This is a genomic window from Pseudoalteromonas sp. PPB1, assembly GCF_015356275.1.
In the GTDB taxonomy this organism is placed as follows: Bacteria; Pseudomonadota; Gammaproteobacteria; order Enterobacterales; family Alteromonadaceae; genus Pseudoalteromonas; species Pseudoalteromonas rubra_D.
In genome coordinates this window covers 57,534-70,080 of record NZ_JACEQV010000017.1, presented here as the reverse complement: position 1 = coordinate 70,080, position 12,547 = coordinate 57,534, and the positions used below count along the sequence as shown (strand labels likewise).

General features: G+C 47.4%; 14 protein-coding genes. 7 read left to right on the top strand and 7 right to left on the bottom strand.

The annotated features are described in order from the left end of the window. Positions 1–4: 4 nt before the first annotated feature. Positions 5–286: a SelT/SelW/SelH family protein gene (locus tag IY568_RS16845; RefSeq protein WP_125562613.1), complete on the bottom strand. Its 282-nt coding sequence runs from the start codon at positions 284–286 to the stop codon at positions 5–7. Further along, positions 283–1,197: a transcriptional activator NhaR gene (nhaR, locus tag IY568_RS16840; protein WP_010380070.1), complete on the bottom strand. Its 915-nt coding sequence runs from the start codon at positions 1,195–1,197 to the stop codon at positions 283–285. The genes IY568_RS16845 and nhaR overlap by 4 nt, the downstream gene beginning before the upstream one ends. 138 nt (positions 1,198–1,335) lie before the next feature. On the opposite strand from nhaR, the gene IY568_RS16835 reads away from it, so the two are divergent. From IY568_RS16835 to arfB, 6 genes are all read left to right on the top strand, one after another. Then, on the top strand, positions 1,336–1,638 hold the full coding sequence (locus IY568_RS16835; RefSeq protein WP_125562615.1) for a hypothetical protein: 303 nt from the start codon (positions 1,336–1,338) through the stop codon (positions 1,636–1,638). A gap of 384 nt (positions 1,639–2,022) precedes the next feature. Then, positions 2,023–3,291: an efflux RND transporter periplasmic adaptor subunit gene (locus IY568_RS16830; RefSeq protein WP_125562617.1), complete on the top strand. Its 1,269-nt coding sequence runs from the start codon at positions 2,023–2,025 to the stop codon at positions 3,289–3,291. Positions 3,292–3,378: 87 nt separating this feature from the next. Next, on the top strand, positions 3,379–4,707 hold the full coding sequence (locus IY568_RS16825) for an ABC transporter permease (protein ID WP_228553408.1): 1,329 nt from the start codon (positions 3,379–3,381) through the stop codon (positions 4,705–4,707). A gap of 10 nt (positions 4,708–4,717) precedes the next feature. Continuing rightward, positions 4,718–5,491, top strand: coding sequence for an ABC transporter permease (locus IY568_RS16820; RefSeq protein ID WP_194868177.1), 774 nt, complete (start codon positions 4,718–4,720; stop codon positions 5,489–5,491). Further along, positions 5,491–5,928: an ABC transporter permease gene (locus tag IY568_RS16815; RefSeq protein WP_194868176.1), complete on the top strand. Its 438-nt coding sequence runs from the start codon at positions 5,491–5,493 to the stop codon at positions 5,926–5,928. The genes IY568_RS16820 and IY568_RS16815 overlap by 1 nt, the downstream gene beginning before the upstream one ends. A gap of 56 nt (positions 5,929–5,984) precedes the next feature. Continuing rightward, positions 5,985–6,398, top strand: coding sequence for an alternative ribosome rescue aminoacyl-tRNA hydrolase ArfB (gene arfB, locus IY568_RS16810; protein WP_049863493.1), 414 nt, complete (start codon positions 5,985–5,987; stop codon positions 6,396–6,398). A 12-nt stretch (positions 6,399–6,410) separates the two neighbouring features. Here arfB and IY568_RS16805 read toward each other — a convergent pair whose 3' ends face one another. From IY568_RS16805 to IY568_RS16790, 4 genes are read right to left on the bottom strand one after another with little or no spacing between them, the layout of a single operon-like run. Then, the gene (locus tag IY568_RS16805; RefSeq protein WP_125562623.1) at positions 6,411–7,661 is read right to left on the bottom strand and encodes an ATP-binding protein; all 1,251 of its coding nucleotides are present in this window, start codon (positions 7,659–7,661) and stop codon (positions 6,411–6,413) included. 6 nt (positions 7,662–7,667) lie between these two features. After that, positions 7,668–8,357, bottom strand: a complete 690-nt coding sequence (locus IY568_RS16800) for a response regulator (RefSeq protein ID WP_125562625.1) — start codon at positions 8,355–8,357, stop codon at positions 7,668–7,670. Next, positions 8,357–8,755: a DUF3019 domain-containing protein gene (locus tag IY568_RS16795; protein WP_171045070.1), complete on the bottom strand. Its 399-nt coding sequence runs from the start codon at positions 8,753–8,755 to the stop codon at positions 8,357–8,359. The genes IY568_RS16800 and IY568_RS16795 overlap by 1 nt, the downstream gene beginning before the upstream one ends. After that, positions 8,745–9,737 (bottom strand): MipA/OmpV family protein, encoded by a 993-nt coding sequence (locus IY568_RS16790; protein WP_194868175.1) that lies wholly within the window; start codon positions 9,735–9,737, stop codon positions 8,745–8,747. The genes IY568_RS16795 and IY568_RS16790 overlap by 11 nt, the downstream gene beginning before the upstream one ends. A gap of 152 nt (positions 9,738–9,889) precedes the next feature. Between IY568_RS16790 and IY568_RS16785 the strand changes: the two genes are divergently transcribed. Further along, the gene (locus tag IY568_RS16785) at positions 9,890–11,965 is read left to right on the top strand and encodes a beta-propeller domain-containing protein (protein WP_125562632.1); all 2,076 of its coding nucleotides are present in this window, start codon (positions 9,890–9,892) and stop codon (positions 11,963–11,965) included. A 56-nt stretch (positions 11,966–12,021) separates the two neighbouring features. Here IY568_RS16785 and IY568_RS16780 read toward each other — a convergent pair whose 3' ends face one another. Beyond that, positions 12,022–12,543 carry a GNAT family N-acetyltransferase gene (locus IY568_RS16780; protein ID WP_194868174.1) on the bottom strand — a complete coding sequence of 174 codons (522 nt, stop codon included), beginning with the start codon at positions 12,541–12,543 and terminating at the stop codon, positions 12,022–12,024. Between the last annotated feature and the right edge of the window lie 4 nt (positions 12,544–12,547).

Genomic DNA, 12,547 nt, shown 5'->3' with positions numbered 1-12,547 from the left:
TACTTTAACCGGCGCTGTCGATATGGCCCATATCGCGCCCGGGATCGAGCTGATCCCGCACCCGGCGCTTCAAAATTTTAGCTTCCGGAAAGCCGCCATCACGCTCCCGACACCAGATCAAGGTATCGTCATAATAGACTTTAAATACGCCCTTGCTGGCCGGGACCAGAGCGACCTCGGCCAACTCATCTGCAAACGTTGATAGCAATTCCTGGGCAAGCCAGCCACTGCGTAGCAACCACTGGCACAAAACACAATACTGAATTGCTATTCTGGGTTTACTCATGTTGGTTCCTGATTATCATCTATGCTGCGCGCATGTTGCACAAATTCGGAGTAAATTGAGTCTTTGATCAGTCTGTCGGGAGTAAAGGCATAGTAATTCTGATAGACGTTTTCGATTGCACCAATGAAATTTACATCATAGTGTCGCTCTATTTCTTCGCGCACAGACAAAGGTGCAGGAAATACCCCGAATCCTTGTTGCCCCAATGCTTTCATCAAAGCACTGTCGTCTACATGACCGGCAACAGATATCTCGATTTTGAGTTCATTGAGCCAATACTGAATGGCGCTGGTGACCGGACTGTTCTTGGCTGGCAATATGATTGGTGTGTCGGCCAGTGCAGCTGGAAAGTTGTCGCCGGTTAAGGCCTGATCCTGCTTCATGCCATAAAACCCGATCTGACTCTTACCAATTTCGTGACAGAAGAGTTTGAACGGAGTGTCACCATCTAAGGGCTTGTCCGCCAACACCAGATCCAATTTGTGCGTGGCCATTTGTGCCAGCAGCTCAGCTTGTTGACCGTCAATGCAGTGCAGGTTGGAGATACGCTCGTTATCAATCAAGGGAGCCAGCCATTTCGAGACCAAAGACTTTGGCAGCGCATCGGAAATACCGACCTTCAGTGTTCTATTGATTGAGGCAAGATCACCTTTGGTGGTTTCAAGCCACTCTTCTGCAATGGCAAACATGTCATCGGCATATTGCTGGGTGAGCTGTCCATACTCTGTCAGTCGTAATCCCCTGCCTTCTCGTAAAAAAAGCTGCTTACCAAGACGCTGCTCCAGACTGGTGATCTGTGCGCTGATAGTTTGTGGTGTCAGATGCAATATTTTGCTGGCCGCGGCAATGCTGCCGTGGCGACTAACCTGCCAAAAGTAGTACAGGTGATTGTAATTTATGTTCGTTATCATTCGTAATATTCGAGGTTTCGCTAAGAATTAATCAGCTTTTTTCTTTTTAAATACATTAGTAGATTAGCCTCATCGACGCAACAATATGAGTTCAATTTCCAGTAAATTGCTGGCTTTGTACAAGAGGTTGATAGCATTATGAAACTAAATTTCAGAGCAACAGGCAAGCGTATTGCGGAGGCGACCAAGTCGCAGCTCGCAAAGTTGGCAACCAACAAGTTTATGCGCTACGCCGCCCATATTCGCAAAGTGCGCATTGATGTGGATGAGCAGCCCTGCCAGCGCCATGGCGTTTTGACTATCTGTAAAGTGGAAGTGTTATTACCCGGGTTACCCAGTGTCTTCGTTCGAGCCAAAGGTAAGAACATGATGCAGGTGATCAAGCGTGCATTGCGTGACAGCGAATTGCTACTGGCGCGCCAGTTTAATCGGGTTGCTTAGTTTAGCCCCAAGCGGACTAAAGCAACTTTAGTTAAAAAGTAGAAAATTTATTCGACCCAAACTGAACGAAATAGGAGGTGGCGTCCAGGTTAGAATATGATTATGCAGTATTTACAGTTATTCCCAAGCACTTGCGGCGGCATGGAGGCCGCGCTTTCCGCTCCTCTTTTCAGTTTATCCACTTAACAAGCTTACCTGTTCCCGCTACAAATAGAGTTGTTTGGCGCAAAAATTAGCCAACTAAGAGCAATAATGTACCCAGATTAATTTTCAAACTGATTAAAGTATTAATAAAATGTTTATTGTTGGTGACATTTAGATGGAGTTTTGCTATTTTCAGAGCCTGGTATTGATCAACACTTTTTAGTTTCAAGGACGTAGTGCATGCAGTATATCGACGATACCAGCGCTCAGGACAGCCAACTAGAGAAAAAACACAACTACAAACTCTATTTCCTGCTTATCGCTGGTGTATTTATTTCATTATATTTTGTTGTTCCTCAGATACTTGCCTGGGCAAGTGGAGAGAGCGCCGTGAGAATGGAAAACATTCATGTGGCGGAAGTACGTCGTGGTGAATTCGTTCGGGATATTTCTGTTCAAGGCCGTGTGATAGCGTCACGACGTCCTACATTATACAGTCCGGCAGAAGGTACAGTCACTTATTTGGTGACTGCCGGAGACTCGGTAGAAATGAGTCAGCCATTGGCGCAGATAGACAGCCCTGAGCTGAAAAGCTTGCTCGCCCAGGAACTGGCAGAGTTAACGCGTCTCAGTACTCAACTAGAGCGAGAAAAAATTCAGGCAAAGAAGCAGGATCTTGCTCAGGAGAATTACCTGGGTAAAGCAATCGTGGCGCTGAATGCGGCAAAGCGTGAAATGCGCCGCAATGAAGAAGGTAAAAAGAATCAGGTAGTCAGCGATATAGATTACCAAAAAGCAAAAGATGAACTGGAAAACGCACAGCGAGAACATCGCCTGGCGGTTAAAGAGGTTGCTTTGCTGAAGGAAAGCCAGAAATTTGAGATCCAGACACGCGCCATTGAATTGCAAGCTCAGCAGGTTTTGGTGGACGAACTGAAGAGGCGGGTGGCCTCACTGGAAATACGTTCCCCGGTTAACGGCATTGTGGGTAACCTGAGTGTCGATCAGAAAAATACAGTGGTGAAAAATCAGCCGTTGCTGAGTGTGGTGGATTTGTCCCACTACGAGGTTGAGGTCAATATTCCAGAGAATTATGCCGATGATCTGGCTTTGGGAATGCCTGCTCAAATTACTTTAAATGGTCGTGCTTATGAAGGCGAGCTCACTGCAATATCACCCGAGATAGTGCGAGGCCAGGTTGAAGGCAAGATCCGCTTTAAGGAATCAGAGATCACCGGCCTGAGACAAAATCAACGTTTAACCAGTCGTATTGTGCTGGAGGAAAAGTCTGGCGTAACGTATTTGCCCAGAGGTCAGTTTGTAGATGCATACAGCGGCAAATACGCCTACGTACTGGACGAAGGTAGTGCGGTGAAAAAGTCCATAAGTTTGGGATCGAAAAGTCTCGGACAGGTAGAGATACTGTCAGGGCTAGCTGTGGGTGATACGGTCATCATTTCTGATACGCGCATGTTTAATAGTGCAGAGCGTGTGCGAGTAGTTCAGTAATTTAATCAATGCGAAGGCGTGATCACAACGATGATCGTGCTAACCCGGCGCTATTCTCGGGGTTAACAAGGTGGAGGAAGCATGCTGATGAGATATTATTTCAAACTGGCCTGGATAAGCTTCAAACAGACTCCACTATTAAGTTCCTTAATTGTGGTCACCATTGCGGTCGGTATTGCTGCGACGATGACCACCTACACCATCAATTACATGATGAACCAAGAGCCTGTGCCAGGCAAGGCAGATACCTTGTTTTTGGTGCAGCTCAACAGCTGGGGCCCGGAAAAAGCCTATTATAGTCAAGGTGAAGAAGAGCGGGTACCGCCTTATCTTACTTTTCAGGACGTACAAAACTTATGGCGAGCGAACCGTGCCCAGTCGCACATTCCCATTAGTGGTTACCGGGATCAGTTGAAGCTGTCGGGGCAACCAGACTCTAACGCGAAAACAGCATTGGTGCGTTCTACCAGTCGGGACTTCTTCAGTGCCTTTAACGCCCCCATGAAGTTTGGTACTGCCTGGTCTGCTGAGGCCGATAGACGAGGGGAGCAAGTGGCTGTTATCAGTGCTGATGTTAATCAACGGCTGTTTAATGGTCAGAACTCGGTTGGTCAGTCTATTACGCTGGGCGCACTGGAGTATCGCGTAATCGGTGTGTTGGACACCTGGCCAATCTTGCCGCGCTTTTATGGCGAAGCTATGCATGCTTTTCGCAAGCCAAGAGATGTGTTCATTCCATTTGAAACCCAGGTGCGTAACGCCCTTTGGTCTGCAAACTTACAGCCTTTTGAATGCTGGCGCGATCCGCAAGACAGCTCGTTCGAAGCGCTGTTGGCATCTGAATGTGTCTGGGTTTACTTTTGGGTGGAACTACAAGATGCCAATCAACGTCGTGCTTATGAAGAGTTCCTCTATTCCTACGTTCAGGAGCAGCGTGTGCTGGGACGTTTTCAGCGCAAAATTGTCAATAAGCTGAGCACACCAACTGAATACCTGGCCGATCGCGAAGCTATTTCTGACGATAACCGGGTGGCGCTCGGGTTGTCATTGTGTTTTCTATTGCTGTGTTTATTGAACAGCACCAACCTTATGATGGCAAAGTTTCATGGCAAGGCTGGTGAGATTGGGTTACGCCGTGCAGTGGGGGCGAGCAGGCAACAGGTTTTTATTCAGTTTAGTGTTGAAACTGTGTTGATGGGGATATTTGGCGGTGCTCTGGGCTTGGTGCTGGCCCAATTGGGTCTCATAATTTGCAGTCGTGCATATCAGCACTTGAGCAGCGATTTGATGCAAATGGACTTGTATATTCTGGTGTTGACGCCGTTGGTGGCGATATCAGCCAGTGTGTTTTTTGGTCTTTTTCCTGTCTTTAGAGCCAGTCGGATAGAGCCTGCCAGCCAGTTAAACAGTGTGTGAGGGACAACTTATGAGAGACTTGCTACCTATTCTCAAAACGCTGAATCACAGTCGGACCGCACCGATGCTGTTTGTATTGCAAATTGCCGTCACCTTTATGATCCTGGTGAATGCCGCTTATATGGCATTGCAAAAGCAAGGTTTACTATCCCGGCCAAGTGGATTGGATGAGCAAAATACCTTTTTTGTTCTCACCAACTTACCCGGCGATGCCGCTGCCAGAGCAGCGGATATTGAGCAAGACTTGCTGGCTTTAAAAGAGTTATCTGGCGTTATTAATGCGTCTGTCACTTCAGGTGTTCCGCTAACTGGGTGGGGGCGCTTTTTGGAAGTCGCGACTCAGGCCGATGGAGACTACGATACGTTCAGTGGATACTATGGGGGTGATAATGCCCTGTTAGAGACGATGGGACTGACGCTGGTTGCCGGGGAGGGCTTTACTCAATCCCCGCTTTATGCAGATACGGACGGATTTCGTGTCGCGACGGAGATCATCATTACACAGGCGCTCGCACAGTCATTGTATCCGGATGACTGGCGCCAGGCAGTAGGGAAGACGATTTATATTGATAAACGGCCTCAGCAGGTTCGTGGTGTAGTGAAAAGTTTGCAGGCTGCATGGAGCTTTTGGGTGGTCGTAGAACACAGCGTGCTAGCCCCTGTGATAGAAACCAGTGAATACGTTTATTACCTGGTGCGCAGCGCACCGGGCCAACAGGCTCAGGCGATGGCGAATACGGCGGATTATTTAATGCGCGACATGGTCGGAAGATTGAAGAGTTGATGACTTTTACTGAAGTTAAACAGCAAAGTTATCAGGCTGAGTATGCGGCGAGTATGACCTTGCTTTGGGTCGTAGGTTGTTTATCCTTGGTTACTGCCCTTGGCATATTTGGTCAGGCACGTTTTGCTGTCACCCGACGTGTTCGACAAATTGGCATTCGCCGTGCACTTGGCGCGCAACAAGGGCAGATTGTGGGCTATTTTATGTTAGAAAATGCACTGCTTACTTTGTTTGGCGTAGCACTTGGATGTGTTGCGGCGATAATACTGAATATGCAGTTTAGTAACTGGTTTGAATTGGCGACGGTGCCCGCTGAATTTTTTGCCCTGGGCGGGGTATGCATGATGTTACTGGGTCAGGCAGCAACCCTGGCTCCTGCTTGTCGGGCAGCTAGAGTGTCCCCTGCGATTGCAAGTCGCCTTGGTGCGTCCAGATAGACGAACGTATATGCGACTTGTTATGATAGCCCCCAGAGTAACGAGTCGTAGTCACTATGTTAAAGTTATCAAATCATGTCGAGTTGGCAGCCTGGGAAATTGAATTATCAGCGATCAGAGCGCAAGGTGCGGGTGGCCAAAATGTCAACAAGGTATCTTCTGCCATTCATCTGCGGTTTGATATTCAGCGTTCAACCCTACCTCCGTTTTACAAAGAGCGATTGCTGGCTTTGCAGGATAGCCGTATCAGTAAAGAAGGTGTGATCGTTATTAAAGCGCAGAGTTTTCGTACCCAGGAGCAGAACCGTGAGGATGCATTGGCCAGGTTGAAGGCGCTGATCCTCAGTGCAACGAAAGTAGAAAAAAAGCGCCGGGCAACCAAACCTACCCGAAGCTCGCAGCGAAAGCGACTTGATAGCAAAAATAAGCGGGCGCAAACCAAAGCGATGCGTGGCTCCGTTAAATTCTAATTAGCCTGTTTGCTAGGCTACAAGTGGCAGCCTGAGCGTAAAGCGGGCGCCACCCAACTCAGAATCATCAATCTGGCAGTCAGTGTGGTGCCATGACAATATTTTGCTGACAATGGCAAGGCCTAAACCAAATCCGCCTGTATCTTTGTTACGACTCTTGTCGAGTCTGGAGAACGGCTGGAAGACCTGTTCACGCTTTGATTCAGGAATGCCGGGGCCATCATCTTCAACCATAAAAACAGCCATATTGTGCTGTCTTCTCAAGGTGACCCGAATGGTACTTTGACCATATTTATCAGCGTTCTGTAACAGGTTTTGTATGACCCGGGTTAACTGATGTGGATCGCATTCAACCGGGACATCACTGATAATGTCTGTCACCAGGTTTTTGCTAGTTGTTCGGGCAAGTTTTTCGAGCTGATCCAGTATCAGCGGTGCCAGATCACATTGCTGCATGTGCAGTTGCTGATTGGCAAACTCCAGTCGTGCATAGCTGAGCATCTCGTCAATCAGTACTTCCATTTCGGTGACGTCTTCTTCCATTGCTGAAACCTGCTCCGGTGCTTTTGGTGCCAACATAGCCAGGGCAAACTTTAAACGTGCCAGTGGGGTTCTTAGTTCATGGGACACGGCATTGACCAGTTGTTTTTGGTTGCTCATCAGGCTGGCCGTTTTCAACGCCATTCTTTCAATTTGCTGAGTCAAGGTGTAGATGGCTGAAAATCGCGATCTGGTTGGTGTCAGGTCGAGTGAGCCTGATGCGAGTTTCTCGGATGTACGCTTGAGTTGTACCAGGTCAATCCACAGCGGTCTTAACCATATGACTAGCAACAGTGCCAGCACGGAATAAGAGAGCAATTTGATGGTGTATTGCTTCACTTTAGCTGATTTTGCAGGAGCAAATGGACCGAGCTGAATGACAGAGGTACTGTCGTTAACAACAAAAAGTAGCAGGGCGTTACCTTCATCATCAAAGGAGGTAATGATTTCGCCTTGCTTAAGCGCCGTCAATTGTTCGGGTAACCAAGCGACATCTTCATATGAAAATACGCTCAGCTGCGGTTGTGCTCTGAGGTAGGAGTCTAGCTCATGTTTCTGCAGGTAAGTGAGTGCCTGCTGGTAGTTCTTAGCAACCTGAGTCGCGTGACGCAAATCATCAGGTGCTTGCTCCACCCAGTTTCGCCATATCGTCTCACTGCCTAGGTTAATCGCAATGATACTCGCAAATACCACAATATAGAGGCTGACAAGTAAACGCAGCATCGCGTATTAGTCCCAGGCTGATTTAGAGCACAAATATCCTTTCCCCCAAACTGTGATTAACCGGTAGGGTTGTTCCAGGTTGTCATTGAGTTTTTTGCGCAGTCGGGAAATCCTGACATCGACGCTACGGTCCAGTCCGTCATAAGGTCTGCCCACAACCTGGTTATATATGTGCTCCCGGCTTAGGGTATCACCAGCGTTTCGGGCCAGTTCCCACAGCAGATCAAATTCATAACTTGTCAGGTCAATTTCCTGTTCACTCAGATAGGTTTTACGTGCGGCTTTATCGATGCGCAGCTGGCCGAGTGTTAATTGATCCTTGCTGTCATTTTGTTTACCCTGACGGCGCAGGAGTGCGTTGAGTCTGGCGAGCAAAACGTATGGTTCAACTGGCTTGATTACATAGTCATCGGCACCAATTTCAAGGCCTCTGACATGGTCAAAATCACTGTCTTTAGCGGTCAGAAATAGCACAGGCCCTGGGTAGTCTGGTCTGATCCGGCGGCATATTTCGAAGCCATCAAGATTGGGTAGCATAATATCCAGAATCACTACATCAGGTTGCTCACTGATGATTTTCTCTGGTGCGAGTGCCCCATCGTGTACCAGGGTTACATCATAATTGTTACTTTGTAAAAACTGTCCGGTGAGCTGCGCCAGTCTCTCATCATCTTCTACCAGTATGACTTTGGTCATTAGAATAAACTCCAATCTGTTTTAAGTTTCCTGCGATACTTAGTGCTGACAACAGCATTGACTTTGACAGTCTTTTTGGCGAGCGTATTTTGATTTGTATCCCTCAAACTAAACTCCATGTTTTGTGCCAGTTTGACAGCTAGCTTGGCTGTTCCTTTGTTGCTGCTCTCCCAGCAGTGTAAGCGCGCATTCGCCTGATACAGGCATAGGTTTTCCGGTACGGCGTGATGCCAATTAACCCGAATGGTCATCTGACAGGTTTGTCCTTGCGTTTTTACCATACAGACCAGCGGTTTTATCTCGAACAGCGGGGGAGGCTCTGAGGTGGCTTGCACTGAAAACGTGCACCACATAAATGCCCCAACTGACAAGCTGTACAGGGCACAGTTAAAATGCATACAAGCCTCCAATGAAGACAGAGGTTGTATAATCTTCATCGACGATAGGACTGTTTGCGATACTTGAGCCAAGCCATTGATGTTTTGCGGTGAATTTAAATTGCCAGCTGTCGCTCAGTTTGTGGTTATATGCTATGCCAATATAAGGATTGAAAGTGCTCTCGACCTGGTAACGAAAGTGAGTAAGTTCGGTATCTCTCTCAGTAATGCCGTAGTAATAACTACCTAACTTTGCGTCCTTGTAGTCGACGCCCACCTTAAACTGGAATTGAGCATATTTGGGGTCACCAAATGGCAATTTGTAACTATACCCCACTGAGCCGTGAAACCCGTTATAAATTCCCCTTACATCGTGCAGTAATTTTACTGTTAGCTTTTGTTGTTCAGAGATGTACCAGTGCGCCAATATACCACTGTCGATCGCCCATTTTCTTTTTGCCAGATCATCAAAGGTTAAAGAAGGTTGTTGAGGCTGTTCTGAATTTTGCTCAACGTCGGTGAGAGGGACTTGGACACTGACCTCATTGGGCGGATTAACGTTGTCCCCCCCGTCTGCACCGGCACCATTGTCACCGGAATTGATATCAGTTTGGGGTAGGTTAATCCGTTCGCTGATGTCCGGGGAAAGCGTATTTGAGCGCAATAACGTACCGGGTCGGGAGCGGCTAAAGAAAGCTTGTTCAGAATTGAGCTCAGCAATCCAGCTAACATCAAATGCACGATGGTCAAAAAAGGTGTAACCGATAGCTGTGTTATCGAGAAAAAACCGGTCGCTGTAATAGCGCACATAGGGTAATACGATCAGAGGGGAATGGTCGCTATCTTTTAAAGGGTTAGTTGCAACACCTGCCCCTAGCGCGACGGAAATCTCCCATTGCGATACTTCAATGCAGTTTTCGGGATGGGTATCACAGTTGGCCAAAGCCATACCACTAAACAACACTGAGCCAATCACACCTGACAGACGTTTCACTTTTTTCACCCACTCCTACCCTGAACATCTGTACTTTACCAATAAAATTACTAATTGCCAGAAAGAGTTACATTAAATAACATTTCAAACCGCAGTAGTAACAGCAACTCTTTGGCATTCGAGTAAGGTTATGTACATACTTAATCCCAAGGAGACAGCCAATGTTAAATTCTACCCAGCAAAAGTTTTGTGTTGCTGCGCTTACTTTAGCGCTGCTCAGCGCATGTGGCGGAGGGAGTGACAGCAATACTTCCACCCCGGATCCAGGTAATGGTGGTATACAACCCCCCGACAAAGTGCCTGATTTGTCTACCGGCGAGGCCAGCGCCAAAAAGTTGCGCAAGGCAAATGCGTCAGACTTTTCAACTTACCTTAAAAATGGTGTTTACCTGGTTCAAGGTACGACAGCACACCAGGATAGCGATGAGGTGGCCGATTCGCCAGTTGCGGATGCTGCAACACCTGAGTATTCGTCCACTAATGTTCAGGAGCAAGCGGTTGATGAAAGCGACAGAGTTAAATATGACGGTGCACATTTGTATATTGCAAATACAGCAGATTTTCAGGCCGCTGAAGGAGAGCACAAACAGTCTGTGCGGATCTTAAAACGCGAAGAAAGTGGTGAGTTGGGGTCATCCAATACTTTGGTGACCAGCACAGATTATTACGCAAGGCAGCAACTATACCTACAAGAGGGTAGTCTAGCCGTGGTGCTGAGTAATGACAAATTCGGTTTTTTCATTGAGCCTGCTGTAGCATCAGATGTCGTGGACACATCCATGCCCTATTTATACTCGCGTGATTTTGCTCTCACGTTGGCTGATGTCAAAGATCCTTCGCAGGGAAATATCACGCACCAGCTCCGCTTCGACGGCGAATTGATTGATTCTCGTGTTATTGGTGATTCACTCTATTTGATCAGTGAGTTTTCTGCGAGTTTTGACGGATTTGCGCAAGATGGCGAGGATCTGGAATTAGCGAATTATCAAAAAATCACCGAGACAGATATCGCTGAGTTATTGCCTAAAGTGACGGATCTTAAAACTGGTACTGAGCGACCTCTGGTCGACCCGGCGACCTGCTATATGCCAGATGAAGCATCAGAGCTGAATGGTTATCACCGCATTACATCTGTGACTCGTGTGTCACTGAGCGATCCGGGTTCGCTAACGACAACTTGTATCGCCAGTCGCACTGAGGGGATCTATATGTCTCAGAACAATGTGTATCTCTACGGCTATTATTATGAGTCTGAAGAAGTCACATTTAATGACTCGATACAGACAGTGATCCACCAGTTTAACCTGGCAGAAGATGCTGTAAATTATGCTGCTTCGGGCAAAGTGGCTGGGCGCTTAGGTAGTAGTAATCGTAACCTGAGATTCAGTGAGCATGAAGGAGTCTTGCGCGTGGTGACGTCACGCTTTACGGAAGAAAATGGCAGACTGCACAGGCTCTATCTGCTGGAAAATACAGGTGACGACCTGACTGTGATCAGCCAGCTACCAAATGAAACACGCACTACGCCCATCGGAAAAGTGTCTGAAAATGGTCTGGTTGAAGAAGATATCTATGCAGTGCGTTTTTTCGGTGACAAAGCTTACATCGTAACCTTTCGTCAGATTGATCCTTTATATGTGCTGGATTTAGCAAACAAAAATGACCCTAAAATCACGGGCGCATTAGAAATACCTGGCTATTCTGCATACCTCCATCCGGTGTCGGAAGACTTACTCATCGGCATCGGCCAAAATGTTCAGGACTGGTTTTTGGACGGGCCTTTGGAAGTTGATGATGAAGTTGGGGCCAAAGTAAGCTTGTTCGATGTGAGCGACATTAGCGCGCCGTCACTGGTTGATGAAAAAGTGTTTAGTGGCGGGTTTAGCCCGGTTGAATTCGACTATCATGCTTTTAGTTACTTAAAACACAGTGATCAGGTATTCAGAATGACTTTACCTGTGGAAAGCTGGCTTACAGAGAATGACAGTGACAACACTGTAAACTGGTATAAGCGTAACGAACTGGCTGCATTTGAAGTACATACAGGCGAAACGCCTAAGCTACAGTATATGGGCAGTAGTGTGCCGCAGCAGCAACCCGACGTTGAAGTATCTCCGTATATCTGGGCAGGTGATGATCGGGGTGTTCTGCATGGCGATCATATTTACTATGTGCACGGCAATTTTGTTTGGTCTAGCTTGTGGCAAACACCACAAATCACCACCGGACCATTCTAACGTGATCGATAAAAACGATGCAGCCGGTTTACTTTAGGCCGGCTGCATCGTTGTATTTAGCGTGTTGCAATTAAGCCCAGCTTTTGGTCGTTACACCATTGCCCGCCGATAATGTAGTTGTCTTTAAGTGTACCTTCATGCTCAAACCCCAGACCGGTTAGTAAGTTAAATGATGCCTCATTGCCTTCGGTGATGGTTGCTGTCAGTTTGTGATAGCCGCATTGATTAAAGGCAAAATCGATAATGGCGCTGGTCGACTCTTTTGCATACCCCTTACCCTGATGCTCAGGGGCAAGCATAAACCCAAGCTCAGCCTGCTGATAGGGTGTCCAGTTGGATAAGAAGCCATGAAGTCCTGCGGGATTGCCGGTTTCTCGCTCTTCAATCACTAATGTAAGCCACTCCCCGCTCTCTTTGCGCCAGTTGATGAGTCGACGGTCAAATTGCGCGCGGACTTCATTTTGCTCAGGCAAGTCGCGAATAAAGCGCATTACTTGAGGGAGCTGATGAAGGCGCAAAAAAAATGGCCAGTCAGAAGGCGTTAATGGCCGCAGTAGCAGGCGGGAAGTGTCAATCATGGTG